Source organism: Pseudomonas sp. B3G-3, assembly GCF_028640915.1.
GTDB classification, from domain to species: domain Bacteria; phylum Pseudomonadota; class Gammaproteobacteria; order Pseudomonadales; family Pseudomonadaceae; genus Aquipseudomonas; species Aquipseudomonas chlororaphis_I.
In genome coordinates, this window is the sequence record NZ_JAQZAB010000133.1 from 105505 (window position 1) to 121485 (window position 15981).

At 63.5% G+C, this 15981-nt stretch carries 15 protein-coding genes; 6 read left to right on the top strand and 9 right to left on the bottom strand.

Annotation, left to right across the window (positions count from 1 at the left end; translation table 11 throughout):
• Positions 1-59 precede the first annotated feature (59 nt).
• Entirely contained in the window at positions 60-977 is a 918-nt protein-coding gene (locus PVZ80_RS30615) for a LysR family transcriptional regulator (protein WP_009051295.1), read from the bottom strand.
• Between the two features lie 154 nt (positions 978-1131).
• Between PVZ80_RS30615 and trhA the strand changes: the two genes are divergently transcribed.
• Positions 1132-1749: a PAQR family membrane homeostasis protein TrhA gene (gene trhA / locus PVZ80_RS30620; protein ID WP_053281257.1), complete on the top strand. Its 618-nt coding sequence runs from the start codon at positions 1132-1134 to the stop codon at positions 1747-1749.
• 116 nt (positions 1750-1865) lie between these two features.
• On the opposite strand, the gene PVZ80_RS30625 is transcribed toward trhA, so the two are convergent.
• On the bottom strand, positions 1866-2780 hold the full coding sequence (locus PVZ80_RS30625; protein WP_009051293.1) for a LysR family transcriptional regulator: 915 nt from the start codon (positions 2778-2780) through the stop codon (positions 1866-1868).
• Positions 2781-2886: 106 nt separating this feature from the next.
• On the opposite strand from PVZ80_RS30625, the gene PVZ80_RS30630 reads away from it, so the two are divergent.
• The 3 genes from PVZ80_RS30630 to PVZ80_RS30640 are packed head-to-tail and all read left to right on the top strand — an operon-like array spanning position 2887 to position 5436.
• A complete protein-coding gene (locus PVZ80_RS30630; protein WP_273864958.1) occupies positions 2887-4128 on the top strand; it encodes a D-amino acid dehydrogenase in 1242 nt (413 codons plus the stop codon).
• A 27-nt stretch (positions 4129-4155) separates the two neighbouring features.
• On the top strand, positions 4156-4506 hold the full coding sequence (locus tag PVZ80_RS30635) for a RidA family protein (RefSeq protein WP_273864959.1): 351 nt from the start codon (positions 4156-4158) through the stop codon (positions 4504-4506).
• A 27-nt stretch (positions 4507-4533) separates the two neighbouring features.
• Positions 4534-5436, top strand: a complete 903-nt coding sequence (locus PVZ80_RS30640) for a transporter substrate-binding domain-containing protein (RefSeq protein ID WP_016704251.1) — start codon at positions 4534-4536, stop codon at positions 5434-5436.
• A 107-nt stretch (positions 5437-5543) separates the two neighbouring features.
• Here PVZ80_RS30640 and PVZ80_RS30645 read toward each other — a convergent pair whose 3' ends face one another.
• On the bottom strand, positions 5544-6263 hold the full coding sequence (locus PVZ80_RS30645) for a 16S rRNA (uracil(1498)-N(3))-methyltransferase (RefSeq protein WP_009051289.1): 720 nt from the start codon (positions 6261-6263) through the stop codon (positions 5544-5546).
• A 98-nt stretch (positions 6264-6361) separates the two neighbouring features.
• Positions 6362-7768, bottom strand: coding sequence for an adenosylmethionine--8-amino-7-oxononanoate transaminase (locus PVZ80_RS30650; protein ID WP_273864960.1), 1407 nt, complete (start codon positions 7766-7768; stop codon positions 6362-6364).
• A 280-nt stretch (positions 7769-8048) separates the two neighbouring features.
• On the opposite strand from PVZ80_RS30650, the gene PVZ80_RS30655 reads away from it, so the two are divergent.
• On the top strand, positions 8049-8600 hold the full coding sequence (locus tag PVZ80_RS30655) for a cytochrome b (RefSeq protein WP_009051287.1): 552 nt from the start codon (positions 8049-8051) through the stop codon (positions 8598-8600).
• A gap of 32 nt (positions 8601-8632) precedes the next feature.
• On the top strand, positions 8633-9229 hold the full coding sequence (locus PVZ80_RS30660) for a YceI family protein (RefSeq protein WP_009051286.1): 597 nt from the start codon (positions 8633-8635) through the stop codon (positions 9227-9229).
• Between the two features lie 179 nt (positions 9230-9408).
• Here PVZ80_RS30660 and PVZ80_RS30665 read toward each other — a convergent pair whose 3' ends face one another.
• The 5 genes from PVZ80_RS30665 to ahcY form a co-directional block, all read right to left on the bottom strand.
• Positions 9409-11271 (bottom strand): DEAD/DEAH box helicase, encoded by a 1863-nt coding sequence (locus PVZ80_RS30665; protein WP_016704246.1) that lies wholly within the window; start codon positions 11269-11271, stop codon positions 9409-9411.
• 225 nt (positions 11272-11496) lie between these two features.
• A complete protein-coding gene (locus PVZ80_RS30670) occupies positions 11497-12312 on the bottom strand; it encodes a substrate-binding periplasmic protein (protein WP_038636132.1) in 816 nt (271 codons plus the stop codon).
• Between the two features lie 55 nt (positions 12313-12367).
• Positions 12368-13450 (bottom strand): hypothetical protein, encoded by a 1083-nt coding sequence (locus PVZ80_RS30675; protein WP_273864961.1) that lies wholly within the window; start codon positions 13448-13450, stop codon positions 12368-12370.
• Between the two features lie 82 nt (positions 13451-13532).
• Positions 13533-14378 carry a methylenetetrahydrofolate reductase [NAD(P)H] gene (gene metF, locus PVZ80_RS30680; protein ID WP_053270112.1) on the bottom strand — a complete coding sequence of 282 codons (846 nt, stop codon included), beginning with the start codon at positions 14376-14378 and terminating at the stop codon, positions 13533-13535.
• A gap of 189 nt (positions 14379-14567) precedes the next feature.
• Positions 14568-15977, bottom strand: coding sequence for an adenosylhomocysteinase (gene ahcY / locus PVZ80_RS30685; protein WP_009045993.1), 1410 nt, complete (start codon positions 15975-15977; stop codon positions 14568-14570).
• Positions 15978-15981: the final 4 nt, after the last annotated feature.

A 15981-nucleotide genomic window follows, 5' to 3' on the forward strand; every position in this document is an offset into this window, starting at 1 on the left:
GGTGTGATCTCCTGTAGGAGCGAGCTTGCTCGCGATAGCGTTCTTGTAAACACCGCGCGTTATGTGTCTTGCCGATTGGCATACATCCGGCACTCCGCCAGCAGCGCCAGCAGGTTCGGGTCGCGCTCCTTGGCCTTGAGGAATACCACGCCGATATGCTGTTGCAGCCGGTAGCGCGCCTGCAGCGGAATCAGCTTCACGCGGTTTTCGTACACCGCGGCAATCCTTCCCGGCAGCAGGGCATAGCCCACCCCCGAGCTGACCATACTCAGCAGGGTGAAGATGTCGTTGACCTGCATCGCCACCTTCGGCTCGAACCCCGCCTGCTTGAACACCCGCACACCGTCCTGATGGGTGGCAAAGCCCTGGGTCAGGGTGATGAAGGTCGCGTCGCGCACATCGCTGAGGTCGACTTCCGCCTGCTGGGCGAACGGCGAGTCGGCTGGCGTGGCGAGGAAGATGTCGTCGGAGAACAGCGGGATCTGCTCGCAGTCCGGGTCGCTGACGCTGTCGTCCAGCGATACCAGGATCGCGTCGACTTCCATGTTCTTCAGCTTGTACAACAGGTCGATGTTGGAACCGAGGATCAGGTCGATATTCAGCTCGCTGCGGCGCAGCTTCAGGCCCATGATCAGCTGCGGCACGGTCTTCACCGTCAATGAGTACAGGGAACCGAGCTTGAAGCGTTCCGCCGAGAACCCGGCGGCTTCGCGGGTCAGGCGCACGCTTTCGAGCACGTCCTGGATCAGCTTCTGCGCCCGTTCTTCTAAGACGAAGGCGCTTTCCAGCGGCGTCAGGTTGCGCCCTTCATGTTTGAACAGCGGGCAGCGCAGGGCGCTTTCCAGGGAGTGAATGGCCCGGTGCACGCTGACATTGCTGGTCTGCAACTCGGCGGCGGCACGCGCCAGGTTGCCGGTGCGCATGAATGCCAGAAACACTTCGAGCTTTTTCAGGGTCAACTCTTCATCGATCAGCATGATGGGCGCTCTTATTCGAGTGCTCCGATTGTGCCTGCCGGGTCATGACTTGGCTGGAGGTTTTTTCGTCCATAGCTTTATTCGCAAACATTGCGCTTTCAGGCTATAGGCCTGAGCCTTGCGCAGATTTTCCGCCTTGGGAGGTGAGTGACACATGTATCACGGGGAAAGACTCAACGCCTGGACGCATCTGGTGGGAGCGATTGCGGCACTGGTCGGGGGGATCTGGCTGCTGGTGCTGGCCAGCCTCGACGGCAGCCCGTGGAAAATCGTCAGCGTGGCGATCTACGGCTTCACCTTGCTGGTGCTGTACAGCGCCTCGACCCTGTACCACAGCGTGCGCGGGCGGGCGAAAAGCATCATGCAGAAGGTCGATCACTTCTCGATCTACCTGCTGATCGCCGGCAGCTATACGCCGTTCTGCCTGGTGACCCTGCGCGGGCCCTGGGGCTGGACGCTGTTCGGGATCGTCTGGGGGCTGGCGCTGATCGGCATCCTGCAGGAGATCAAGCCGCGTTCCGAGGCGCGCATCCTGTCCATCGTGATCTACGCGGTAATGGGCTGGATCGTGCTGGTGGCGGTCAAGCCGCTGCTGGCGGCCCTGGGCCCCGCCGGCTTCGCCTGGCTGGCCTCGGGCGGGGTGCTCTACACCGTCGGCATCATCTTCTTCGCCCTCGACAGCCGTTTGCGCCACGCCCACGGGATCTGGCACCTGTTCGTGATCGCCGGCAGTTTGCTGCACTTTGTGGCGATCTTTTTCTACGTGTTGTGACGGGCGACCGCGTTATCGTTCATCGCGAGCAAGCTCGCTCCTACAGGTACGAGGTGCTTCTGTAGGAGCAGCCGGTCGACGCTCGATTGCTCGCGACAAGGCCCGGCAGGGCCGCCTCAATCCCCGGTCATCAACCGATCCAGCTGCTCCTGCGCCCGGCCGCCGAAGATCTCCAGCAGGCTGCTCAAGGTATGGGGCAGCGCCTCCGCCGCGCGGGTCACGGCATACAGGGTGATCGGCAGCGCCGGGGTCAGCGGGCGAATCGCGGTGCTGGCGGGGGAGGCGCCGAGGGCGGTGAAGGGGTCGATCACCGCCAGCCCGGCCCCGGATTCGACCATGGCCCGGGCCAGGGAGTAGGTCTGCACGGCAATGCTGACCCGGGGCGCCGGCTCCACGGCTTTCAGGTAACCGTCGAGTTTCGCCGCCAGCGGGTCGGCGCTGGACAGGCCGATCAAGGGCGCCCCCGCCAATTCCATCAAGGGCAGCGGGGTGCCCCTGGCCGCCTGGGGCCAGTAATCCAGCGGCGCCAGCGCCACCAGCACCCCGCTGGCCAGGGCCTGGGCGGTCAGCCCCGGATGATCCGGGCGTTGCAGGGTCAGGGCCACATCGATCTCGCGCATCAGCAGGTTCTGTACCAGCTCGCGGCTGTGGGCGCTGGACAGCTCGCAGACGATGTCCGGGTAGCGCCGGGTCCACTGGTTGATGGCCGGCGGCAGCAAGGACAGGGCCAGCGCCGGCGTGGCGCCGATCCGCAGGCTGTGGCCCGGCTCGCGGCGCAGGCTCTGGGCCAGGCGTCGCACCCCTTGCAGGCTTTCGCTGACCTTGTCGACTTCGCGCTCCAGCTCCAGGGCTTCCGGGGTGGCCTGCAACTTGCCCTTGACCCGCAGGAACAGCGGGAACCCCAACTGCTGCTCGGCGTGCTGCAAGACCTTGGTCACCGCCGGCTGGGAGACGTGCAGCAGTTGCGCCGCGCCGCTGATCGAGCCGGTCTGGCGGATGGCCTGGAAAATCTCGATATGGCGCAGTCGCATGATGAGTCCATAACCTTTGTTTATGGGTGGTCCATCTTTATTCATTGTCCCGGGCCTGTCACCTGGTCCTAACCTGAAGCCCGCTCAACAAGGTTTAAGGACTGACATGGCACAGCGGGTTTGCATCATCGGCGGCGGGGTCATTGGCCTGGCCAGCGCCTACGCCCTGGTTCGCGAGGGGTTCGACGTGAGCCTGGTGGAGGCGCGCGAATCCTTCGCCAGCCAGACCAGCTTCGCCAACGGCGGCCAACTGTCGTACCGCTACGTGGCGCCGCTGGCCGATGCTGGCGTGCCCTGGCAGGCGCTGGGCTGGATGCTGCGGGGCGATTCGCCGCTGAAGCTGCGCCCGCGCCTGGACCCGGCGCAGTGGCGCTGGATGGCCGGGTTCCTGGCGGCCTGCCGTGTTTCGGTCAACCGGCGCAACGGCGCTCACCTGCTGCGCCTGGCGCTGCTGAGCCAGGCCACCTTGCAGCGCTGGCGCGAGGAGGATCGGCTCGAGGGTTTTCACTGGCGGCGTAACGGCAAGCTGGTGACCTTTCGCGAAACCGCCAGTTTCGAGCATGCCCGCCATGGACTGGCCGATCCGCGCCAGCAACAGGTGTTGTCCGCTGGCGAATGCGCACAACTGGAACCGACCCTCGGCGGCGCGCCCTTTGTCGGCGGCATCTTCACCCCGGACGAAGAGGTGGCCGACTGTCACGCCTTCTGCCAGCAATTGGTGGCGCGGCTGCAGGCTTCCGGTCGCTGCCAGCTGCTGACGGGGCGCCAGGTCACCGGTATTCGTCAGGCGGGCGGCCAGGTGCAGGCCATCGAGCTGGGCGCCGAGGTGCTGGCGGTGGATCAACTGATACTCGCCGCCGGTCATCGCAGTGGCGAGCTGGCGCTGCCCGGGCTGAAGCTACCGCTGTATCCACTCAAGGGCTACAGCCTCAGCGTGCCGATCGGCTCGGGGCACCGGGCGCCGGAGATCAGCATCACCGACTACAACCGCAAGATCGTCTACGCGCGGATCGGCCAGCAGCTGCGGGTAGCGGCGATGGTCGATATCGTCGGTTTCGACCCGTCCCTGGACCCCAAGCGCCTGGCCCTGATGCAGCGCCAGGCCCGGGAAACCTTCGCCAATGCCGGCGACTACGATGCCGCCATCGAGTGGGCCGGCATGCGCCCGGCGACCCCCAGCGGCGTACCGCTGATTGGCGCCACCGGCTACCGCAACCTGTGGCTCAACCTCGGCCACGGCGCCCTGGGGTTCACCCTGGCCTGTGGCAGCGGGCGCCTGCTGGCCGAGCTGATCGGCCAGCGCCGTCCTTCCATCGACATGCAGGGCCTCGCGCCCCATGCCGCCTGATTTCTTTCGCGTACAAGGAGCTATCCCATGACCATCCAGCGTCTCCACAGCAATGACCGCCTCAGCGCTGTCGTGAGTTTTGCCGATCTGCTGTTCCTCTCCGGCCAGGTGCCGGGCCCGGCCACCGATGTCGCCGGCCAGACCCGTGAAGTGCTGGCGAAGATCGACGCCTTGCTGGCCGAGGCCGGCAGCGACAAGGATCATCTGCTCAGTGCGACCCTCTACCTGAAAGACATCCAGCAGGACTTTGCCGTGGTGAACGAGGTCTGGTCGGCCTGGCTGTCCCCGGGCCAGGCGCCGAGCCGCACCACCGTGCAGGCCGCCCTGGCGCGTCCGGACATCCTGGTGGAAATCACCGTCATCGCGGTTCGCCGCTAACGCCTTCACCCACAACGGAGAATAACAATGCAAAAAATCACGTTGCTCGGCTGCACCCTGGGCCTGTTGCTCGGCTCCCCGCTGTACGCCAGCGAGGCGCCGCTGACCGGCACCCTGGGCAAGATCGCCAATGCCGGCAGTATTACCCTGGGTTATCGCGATGCGTCGGTGCCGTTTTCCTACGTGGGTGACAACAGCGGCAAACCCATGGGCTATTCGGTGGACCTGGCGAGCAAGGTCGTCGAGCGCATCCGCCACAAGCTGGCATTGCCGCAACTGGCGGTGAAGTACAACCTGGTGACGTCGCAGACGCGCATTCCGCTGGTGCAGAACGGCACCGTGGACCTGGAATGCGGCTCCACCGGAGTGACCGCCGAACGGCAGAAGCAGGTGGCGTTTTCCTACGGCTTCATCTACGTCAAAGGCCAATTGCTGACCGCCAGGGACAGCGGGATCAAGCGTTTCGCCGACCTGCGCGGCAAGAACGTGGTGACCACCGCCGGCACCACCAACGAGCGCTTCCTCAAGAGCTACAACGTCGAGCACAAGATCGACATGTTCGTGATCAGCGCCAAGGACCACGGCGAAGCCTTCCAGATGCTGCAATCCGGTCGCGCCGCGGCGTTCTACATGGACGACGCACTGCTCTACGGCGAACGGGCCAAGGCCCGCGATCCGCACAACTGGGTGGTGGTCGGTGAGGAGCAGTCGCGGGAAATCTACAGCTGCATGGTGCGCAAGGACGATCCGCAGTTCCTGGAACTGGTGAACAGCACCCTGGCGGACCTGTATCGCTCAGGGGAGATCAACGGAATCTACCAGCGCTGGTTCGAACAACCGATTCCACCCAAGGGCCTGAACCTGGAATTTCCGATGACCAGCGAGTTGAAGGCCATCATCGCCAAGCCGGTGAGCGATCCGGTGGAGTGATCGGCCCCTCCGTAGGAGCGAGCTTGCTCGCGATTGGATCGTCCGGACGTGGAAATTACGTTGGCTGAGTCCGTTTTTCGCGAGCAAGCTCGCTCCTACAGAAGGGGTTAGAAGTCGCCCCAGAGTTGCTGCGCCACGGCCAGCGCTACCACCGGCGCGGTTTCGGTGCGCAACACCCGCGGCCCAAGGCGCGCCGGCAGGAAGCCCGCATCCTGGGCCTGGTCCACTTCGGTGTCGGACAAACCGCCTTCCGGGCCGATCAGGAATGCCAGGGTCGCCGGCTTGGCGTGGCTTACCAGCGGCTCGGCCACCGGGTGCAGCACCAGCTTGAGGTCGGCCTGGGTCTGCTTGATCCAGTCGGCCAGCAGCACTGGCGGATGAATCACCGGCACCCGTGAGCGCCCGCATTGTTCGCAGGCGCTGACGGCCACCTGGCGCCAGTGGGCCAGGCGCTTGTCGGCGCGTTCGTCCTTGAGCCGCACTTCGCAGCGCTCGCTGAAGATCGGGGTGATTTCATTCACTCCCAGCTCGGTAGCTTTCTGAATCGCCCAGTCCATGCGCTCGCCCCGGGACAGGCCCTGGCCGAGGTGGATCTGCAGCGGCGACTCGACCTGCCCGGCGAAGCTTTCATCGAGCCGGACCACCACGCGTTTCTTGCCGACTTCCAGCAGGGTGCCGCGAAATTCGTTGCCCGAACCGTCGAACAGCTGCAGCGCGTCGCCCTCGGCCATGCGCAGCACGCGCCCGATGTAGTGGGCCTGGGCTTCCGGCAGTTCGTGCTCGCCGAGGCTCAGGGGGGCGTCGATAAAGAAGCGGGACAGTCTCATGGTGATTCTCTGGGGAAAATTCTGGATCGGTGTCAGTCAGTCGGAGCTTTTCGCGAGCAAGCTCGCTCCTACGGAGGGCGGGCTTGCTCGCGCGGTTATCAGCCCGGATCGCGGAAGCCTGGGTGGAAGTCCTTGGGCACCGCCACGCTGACCTTGTCGCTGGTGGCGATATCGATGCCTTCGCTGGCCACCTCGGCGAGGAAGTCGATCTGCTCCGGGGTGATCACGTAGGGTGGCAGGAAATACACCACGCTGCCCAGCGGACGCAGCAGGGCGCCACGCTCCAGGGCGTGCTGGAAGACTTTCAGGCCACGGCGTTCCTGCCACGGATAGGCGGTCTTGCTGGCCTTGTCCTGGACCATCTCGATGGCCAGCACCATGCCGGTCTGGCGTACTTCCGCGACGTGCGGGTGATCCGCCAGGTGCGCGGTCGAGCTGGCCATGCGCTGGGCCAGCGCCCGGTTGTTCGCGATGACATTGTCCTGCTCGAAGATATCCAGGGTCGCCAGCGCCGCCGCACAGGCCAGCGGGTTGCCGGTGTAGCTGTGGGAGTGGAGGAAGGCGCGCAGGGTCGGGTAGTCGTCGTAGAAGGCGCTGTAGACCTCGTCGGTGGTCAGGCATGCGGCCAGCGGCAGGTAGCCGCCGGTCAGGGCCTTGGACAGGCAGAGGAAGTCCGGGCGGATGCCGGCCTGTTCGCAGGCGAACATCGTGCCGGTACGACCGAAGCCGACGGCGATCTCATCAAAGATCAGGTGCACGCCGTAGCGGTCGCAGGCCTCGCGCAGCAGCTTGAGGTACACCGGGTGATACATGCGCATGCCGCCGGCGCCCTGGATCAGCGGCTCGACTATCACCGCGGCGAGGGTGGCGTGGTGTTCCGCCAGGGTCTGCTCCATGGCCGCGAACATGTTGCGCGAGTGTTCTTCCCAGCTCATGCCTTCGGGGCGCAGGTAGCAGTCCGGGCTCGGCACCTTGAGGGTGTCCAGCAGCAGGGCCTTGTAGGTCTCGGTGAACAGCGGCACATCGCCCACCGACATCGCGGCGATGGTTTCGCCGTGGTAGCTGTTGGTCAGGGTGACGAAGCGCTTCTTGTCCTTCTGGCCGCGGTTGAACCAGTAGTGGAAGCTCATCTTCATCGCCACTTCGATGCACGACGAGCCGTTGTCGGCATAGAAGCAGCGGGTCAGGCCTTCGGGGGTCATTTTCACCAGGCGCTCGGACAGCTCGATCACCGGCTGATGGCTGAAGCCGGCGAGGATCACGTGCTCCAGCTGATCGACCTGATCCTTGATGCGCTGGTTGATGCGCGGGTTGGCGTGGCCGAACACATTGACCCACCAGGAGCTGACCGCGTCGAGGTAGCGCTTGCCTTCGAAGTCCTCCAGCCACACGCCTTCGCCGCGCTTGATCGGGATCAGCGGCAGCTGCTCGTGGTCTTTCATCTGGGTGCAGGGATGCCATAACACCGCGAGATCGCGTTGCATCCACTGGTTGTTGAGGCCCATGTTCAGTCTCCTGGAGGCGGCTCTAAGTACGCGAGCAAACAATCGCGCAAGCCTATGCAATGCCAGGCCGTGTCACAACCCATTGCATGCCTGGAAGGGCGAATTGATCGCGGCCGCAGGACGGTCTGTCACGTTTTCCCCACGTAGACCTTAATGCCTGGTTAATTTAGTGTTCGTAGGATCAACATCGTATTTCTCGATATTTCAAAGCGAAAATTTCCGCTTTAATTCGATAGTTAAATCGATAGTCTTGGGCAGCAGTTCTTACAGGATTTAAGTGATGCAGCTACGTAACTCTTCTTCCCGCTATGGCTGGGTAAGCATTTTCCTGCACTGGAGTGTGGCGCTGGCAGTCTTTGGATTGTTCGCCCTGGGCCTGTGGATGGTCGGCCTGGATTACTACAGTGCCTGGCGCAAAGATGCGCCGGACCTGCACAAAAGCATTGGCTTGACGCTGTTCGCGATCATGTTGCTGCGGGTGCTGTGGCGCTTTGTCAGCCCGCCGCCACCGGCACCGGCCAACCACGGTCGCCTGACGCGCCTGGGCGCTACCTTCGGCCATGCCTTCCTGTATCTCAGTCTGTTCGCTGTGATGATTGCCGGTTACCTGATTTCCACCGCAGACGGTGTCGGGATCCCGGTGTTTGGCCTGTTTGAAATTCCCGCCCTGGTTTCCGGACTGCCGGACCAGGCGGATGTGGCCGGCGAGGTGCATCTGTACCTGGCCTGGGCCCTGGTGATCTTTGCCGGAGTGCATGCTCTGGCCGCTTTGAAACACCACTTTATCGATCGTGACGCGACCCTGGCTCGTATGCTGGGACGCAAAGCCTGATGCTCAACCTCGACTCAAAAGGAATAGAAAGCATGTTGAAAAAGACTCTCGCCGCTCTGGCAATCGGTTCTGCTCTGTTGTCTGCCGGTCAGGCGATGGCCGCTGATTACGTGATCGACAAGGAAGGCCAGCACGCCTTCGTCGACTTCAAGATCAGCCACCTGGGCTACAGCTTCATCACCGGTACCTTCAAGGACCTGGACGGCAAGTTCAGCTTCGACGCGGCCAAGCCTGAAGACGCCAAGATCGAAGTCAATGTGCGCACCGCCAGCGTGTTCACCAACCACGCCGAGCGCGACAAGCACATCGCCAGCAAAGACTTCCTGGACGTGGGCAAGTTCGCTGACGCCAAGTTCGTCTCCACCAGCGTCAAGCCAACCGGCAAGAACGCCGATGGCAAGCAGACTGCCGACGTGACCGGCGACCTGACCCTGCACGGTGTGACCAAGCCGGTCGTGGTCAAGGCGACCTTCCTGGGTGAAGGCAAGGACCCATGGGGCGGCTACCGTGCCGGCTTCGAAGGCACCACCAGCATCAATCGCCAGGATTTCGGCAAGATGATGGACCTGGGCCCGGCCTCCAACAATGTCGACCTGTACATCACCTTCGAAGGTGTGAAAGCGAAGTAATGCTTCGTCTGTAGCCGCTGCCGAGCCCGCGAGGCTGCGACAAGGTCCGCAGGACCTTCATGGCCCTTGAGGCCGGCGACCGGTTCCCGGTCGATCACAGCCTTCGGCAGTGGTTACAGCGCCATAAAAAAACGCCCCTGATCGCAAGATCAGGGGCGTTTTTTATTGCCGCGTAAACTTCAGCGATTGCGGGTCAGCAAGGCTGGTTTCTCGCCACGTGGACGGCTTGGCAGTTGATCGAGCTGCTCGGGAGTCGGGAAGCGGTCGGCTTTCGATTCCTTGTGCATGATCTTCGGCTGGTTGCCACGCGGGTTCTGTACCGCCGGTTCCTGACGCGCCTGGTCGTCACGGGCCGGACGACGATTGCGCGACTCTTCGCGACGGGCCTGGCCGTCACGTGGAGCACCGCTGCGTGGGCCGTTGCGCTTGGCAGGTGGGGTGCCGGTGCTGGCGCCGTTGCTGTTGCGCGGACCGCCGGAGCGACCCTGGCCGCCACTGCGCGGCGCATTGCTGTTGGCTGCTGCGCCCTGGCCTGGCGCGCCTGGACGGCGGCCGCGGCTCTGGTTGTTCTTGTTCTGGTACGGGCTGACGTAGTCGGCGCGGTTGCCGAAGTTGTCCACGTCATCGTCCAGGAACTCATCCGGGGCACGGTCGGCGCGTGGCGTCGGCTGGCGCTGTTCGCGGGCCGGGGTGCCTTCGCGAGGCTTCTGCTCACGGGCTGGACGGTCGCCGCGAGCGGCCGGTTTTTCCTTGCCCTTGTCCTTGCCTTTGTCTTTGCGGCCGCCGCCACCACCACCGCCGCCGTTCGGACCGTCGCCACGCGGGCCACGGGAATTGCGCGGGTTACGCACGTCCGGACGCTCGCGCACTTCCGGTTTCTCGGCTTCCACGGCGCTGGCATCGAAGCCCATCAGATCGCCGTCGGGGATCTTCTGCTTGGTCATGCGCTCGATGCTTTTGAGCAGCTTCTCTTCGTCCGGCGCGACCAGCGAGATCGCTTCGCCCGAACGACCGGCACGGCCGGTACGGCCAATGCGGTGCACATAGTCTTCGTCGACGTTCGGCAGTTCGAAGTTGACCACGTGTGGCAGCTGGTCGATGTCCAGGCCGCGGGCGGCGATGTCGGTGGCGACCAGGATCCGCACTTCACCGGCCTTGAAGTCGGCCAGGGCCTTGGTGCGGGCGTTCTGGCTCTTGTTGCCGTGGATGGCGACGGCGGTCAGGCCGTGCTTGTCCAGGTACTCGGCCAGGCGGTTGGCGCCGTGCTTGGTACGGGTGAAGACCAGCACCTGTTCCCAGGCGCCGGCGGTGATCAGGTGGGCCAGCAAGGCACGCTTGTGGCTGGCGGCCAGGCGGAACACCCGTTGCTCGATGCGCTCGACCGTGGTGTTCGGCGGCGTGACCTCGATGCGCTCGGGGTTGTGCAGCAGCTTGCCGGCCAGGTCCGTGATGTCCTTGGAGAAGGTCGCGGAGAACAGCAGGTTCTGGCGCTTGGCGGGCAGGCGTGCGAGGACTTTCTTCACGTCATGGACGAAGCCCATGTCGAGCATGCGGTCGGCTTCGTCGAGCACGAGGATTTCCACGTGGGACAAGTCGACGCTGCCTTGGCCGGCCAGGTCGAGCAGGCGGCCGGGGCAGGCCACCAGCACGTCGACGCCGCGGGCCATGGCCTGAACCTGTGGGTTCATGCCGACGCCGCCGAAGATGCAGGCACTGACGAACTTCAGGTCGCGGGCATAGACCTTGAAGCTCTCGTGCACTTGCGCGGCCAGTTCGCGGGTTGGGGTCAGGACCAGGACGCGCGGTTGGCGCGGGCCGTGACGCTGGGATTTGTCCGGGTGACCGTTGGGAAACAACCGTTCCAGGATCGGAAGGGCGAAACCGCCGGTTTTACCAGTACCTGTCTGTGCCGCGACCATCAGGTCGCGACCTTGCAACACGGCGGGAATGGCCCGCTGTTGCACCGGAGTAGGCTGGGTGTAGCCGGCGGCTTCGATGGCGCCGACTAAAGCCTCGGAGAGACCGAGGGAAGCAAAGGACATGAGTAATCCTGTTTTAGTGAGGGCTTGGCCCAGAGGGATAGTCTTGCCTGGCGCGAATGGCGTTTAAGAGGACGCAATCCCGTCCGGTCCTGCTGGCTCCTGAAGGCTCATCGGCGAGGGCTCGCGCGGGCCTTGTGGCTGCGCTGTAGCGGTATCGAGAGGCCTTGAACAGGGTCGAGCGTCCGGGCGTGAGCCTGGCGGGAAGGCCGGAGTATAACAGAGCAATCAGCGTGCGCTGCGTTCCTGCTGCTCAACGGTTTTCAGCGGGGCGCCGGGCGGCATTGCGCTTGAGTCGGCCATGGCCGGCGCCGTGCCATAGCGTGCGCTCAGTTCGGCGTAGGCCGGCTCGCGTTTGAAGCGCTTGAGTTCAGCGCCGAAACGCTGCACCAGCAAGTCCATGCCGGCATTGCGCCGTACCGCCAGAAACTGGCTCTGGCGGCTGATGACCACCGGGTTCTCGGTGATCTGCTGGCGAATATCCAGTTGGTCGAGCAGATGCTGGCCGACCCGCCGATCGGTGATCAGCAGGTCGATGCGGCCGCGCAGCAGCTTGCCGAAGTTGGCTTCGTGGGTCGGCGCCGGCTCGTGCTTGAACAGCGTGGACTCCCTGAAGTCCTGGCTGTACAGATAGCCGGGAGAGGTGCCCACGGTCAGGCCGCGCAAGTCTTCCAGGGTGCGGAACGGAAAGGGCCGGGCGTTGGCATAGAACATCACGAACTCGACGTCCGACAGCGGCTCGCTGGGGTAGAGCAGGCTGCTTTCGCGTTCGTTGCTGTGAAAGATGTCCAGGGCACCGTCGGCCTGGCCCTGTTCGAGCATGGCCAGGCAACGTTTCCAGGGCAGGAACTGCCATTCGACTTCGATCCCCAGGCGCTGGAAGACGATGGCCGTGGTTTCGTAATCCAGCCCCTGGGCCTTGCCCTGTTCCTCATAGACATAAGGGGCCCAGGGCTCGGTGACAATGCGCAGCTTCTCGCCATGGGCGGTGAGGCTCAGGCAAGCGCAGATAAAGGCTGTCAGCAGCTGGGCGATGAGGGGCATCGCTGGAGATTACGACGAGAGGTCGCCCAATACCAGAGGCTGTCTAGCTCAAGCCTCAGTCAGCCTTTGTCTCGATCAGATGCAGGTAGATGGCCTTGCGTCGCTGGCCCAGTACCAGGCGAATCACCGGGTGGTTGAACCAGCGCTCGAGTTGATGGCTGTTGAGCGGCTTTTTCAGGCGGCCTTCGGCGTTTTCCCGGGCTTTCTCCCACCAGACCGGGGCGCAGGCCTGGTCGAATTCGTTGGTGTGGCGGTAGCAGCCGTAGAGGATTTCGCGCATGAACTGCCGCTGGTACCCGGGCAGGGCCAGGGTCACGATCTTGTAGGCCAGGCGTTGCAACGCCGGTGGGCGTGGCAGGGTCGCGGTGACCAGGCGGGTTTCGTCCAGGGCGACGCTGCTGGTGGGTGCTGCGCCGTGCTTGTCCAGCCAGGCCTTGATCTTGGCGCGAAACAGCTGCTTGCGGCTCCAGTAGTGGTGGATCAGGTCGGGGCATTCGCGAACCTGCTTGGTGCGATAGGCCGCCACCGACAGGCAGAACTCTTCGAGGGTGTAGGCGCCGTTGGCCAGCGGGTACAGCTCGTCCATCAGGGCGATGGAGCGCTCCAGCACATCGGCGTCGGCGCGGTGCAGGCCGATCACGCCGGAGTTCAGCAGCGGCATCTGGTCGTCGGCGAGTTTGCGTTCCTGCAGCAAGCCGGCCAGGGACTGGTAGAGGCCGGACTCCTTGTTGGCGCCGTAGCACATGCCGAAGGCGTTACACAGCAGGGTGCCGGGCTGGATGCGGCGAAACAGCTCCAGCGGCGAGCAGTGAAAAAAGGTATCGGTGTCGATCAGCAGCGCCAGTTCGGACTCTTGCAGCACCTGCTGCATCACCACGTGCTTGGCGCGAAAGTGGTAGCCGTGTGGGGCGATCCAGGACTGGCGGGTGTTTTCGTCCAGGGGGCGCACGCGCACAGGCAGGTCGCGGTAAGGCGCGGCATTGTCGGTGAAGACCTGGATGTCGAGGGCTTCGCCCGGCGTTTCGCGCAGCCCGGCCAGGGCGCTGGCAATGCTGAACGCGGCTTCCTGGTGATAGGTCGCGGCGCCGTAAACCAGATAGATCAATTGTGGGCGTGCTGCGGTGCTGCCTGTGGACATCTACGGCGATCCTTCGGATGTATTGGGGGTTAAAAAAAAGGCCCTGGATTTCGCCAAGGCCTTTTCTGATGTTGCCGGGCGGTTAACGCGGCAGCTTCAGGTTGTTCCAGACGGCCAGGCTTGGCTCGGCTTGGTTCAGGGTATAGAAATGCAACCCTGGCGCCCCGCCTTGCAACAAACGTTCACACATTTCGGTGATGACCTGTTCGCCGAACGTCTGAATGCTTTGGCTGTCGTCGCCGTAGGCTTCCAGCTGCTTGCGGATCCAGCGCGGGATTTCCGCGCCGCAGGCGTCGGAGAAACGCGCCAGCTTGCTGTAGTTGGTGATCGGCATGATGCCGGGCACGATCGGGATGTTCACACCCATTTGTTGCACGCGTTCGACGAAGTAGAAATAACTGTCGGCGTTGAAGAAATACTGGGTGATCGCACTGTTGGCGCCGGCGTTGGCCTTGCGCACGAAGTTGTTGAGGTCGTCTTCGAAATTGCGCGCCTGCGGGTGCATTTCCGGATACGCCGCCACTTCGATGTGGAAGTGATCACCGGTCTCTTCACGAATGAAACTCACCAGGTCGTTGGCGTGACGCAGCTCGCCGCTGGCCATGCCCATGCCCGAAGGCAGGTCGCCGCGCAGGGCGACGATACGGTTGATGCCGGCAGCCTTGTACTGGCTCAGCAGGCCACGCAGGTCGGCCTTGCTGTCGCCCACGCAGGACAGGTGCGGCGCGGCCGGGATCTTCACTTCGCTTTCGAGCTGCAGCACGGTGTTCATCGTGCGGTCGCGGGTCGAGCCACCGGCACCGTAGGTGCAGGAGAAGAAGTCGGGGTTGTAGCTGGCCAGCTGGCGGGCAGTGGCGAGCAGTTTTTCATGCCCAGCATCGGTCTTGGTCGGGAAGAACTCGAAGCTGTAGCGACGGTCTTGGGACATGGAGGAAACCTCCAGCTACAAGCTGCAAGCCACAAACTGCAAGAGTAGCGGAGGTGCGCTCGACTCTTGGGCCTGGAACGGGCTGCTTGAAACTGTTTAAGCAAATAGGGACGAAGCCGAAAGCTTCGAGCGGCAAGCAGGGCTTGTGGCCCTCGCTTGCCGCTTGAAGCTCAAGGCTTGCAACTGCTCTTAGTACCGGTAAGCGTGCGGCTTGAACGGGCCTTCGACGGTCACGCCGATGTAGTCAGCCTGTTGCTTGGTCAGTTGGGTGACCACGCCACCGAAGCCGCGAACCATTTCCAGGGCCACTTCTTCGTCGAGTTTCTTCGGCAGTACTTCAACGGTCAGGCGCTCGGCTTTCTGGGCTGGCGACAGGTCGGCGTACTTCTGGCCGAACAGGAAGATCTGCGCCAGAACCTGGTTGGCGAACGAACCGTCCATGATGCGGCTTGGGTGACCGGTGGCGTTGCCCAGGTTCACCAGGCGGCCTTCGGCCAGCAGGATCAGGTAGTCGTCGTTCTGGGCGTCGAAAGCGCCTGGGCCGGTACGGTGAACCTTGTGCACCTGTGGCTTCACTTCTTCCCATGCCCAGTTCTTGCGCATGAAAGCGGTGTCGATTTCGTTGTCGAAGTGACCGATGTTGCAGACCACGGCGCGCTTTTTCAGGGCCTTGAGCATGTTTGCGTCGCAAACATTGACGTTACCGGTGGTGGTCACGATCAGGTCGATCTTGCCCAGCAGGGCCTTGTCGATGCTCGCCTCGGTACCGGTGTTGATCCCGTCGATGAACGGCGAAACCAGTTCGAAACCGTCCATGCAGGCCTGCATGGCGCAGATCGGGTCAACTTCGGAAACCTTGACGATCATGCCTTCCTGACGCAGGGACTGGGCCGAACCCTTGCCCACGTCACCGTAGCCGATGACCAGCGCTTGTTTGCCGGACAGCAGGTGGTCGGTACCGCGCTTGATCGCATCGTTCAGGCTGTGACGGCAGCCGTACTTGTTGTCGTTCTTGCTCTTGGTCACCGAGTCGTTGACGTTGATGGCCGGGATCTTCAGCTCGCCCTTGGCCAGCATGTCCAGCAGGCGGTGCACGCCGGTGGTGGTTTCTTCGGTCACGCCGTGGACGCGATCCAGCACCTGCGGGTACTTCTTGTGCAGCAGCTCGGTCAGGTCGCCGCCGTCGTCGAGGATCATGTTGGCATCCCATGGCTTGCCATCCTTGAGGATGGTCTGCTCCAGGCACCACTCGTACTCTTGCTCGGTCTCGCCTTTCCAGGCGAATACCGGGATGCCGGCGGCGGCGATGGAGGCAGCGGCCTGGTCCTGGGTCGAGAAGATGTTGCAGGACGACCAGCGTACTTCGGCACCCAGGGCAACCAGGGTTTCGATCAGCACGGCAGTCTGGATGGTCATGTGGATGCAGCCGAGAATCTTCGCGCCCTTGAGCGGTTGTTCAGCGGCGTATTTGCGGCGCAGGCCCATCAGGGCCGGCATTTCCGATTCGGCGATGATGGTTTCACGACGGCCCCAGGCGGCCAGGGACATGTCGGCGACTTTGTAGTCGGTAAAATCTGCAGGCGTGATGACAGCGCTCATGAAG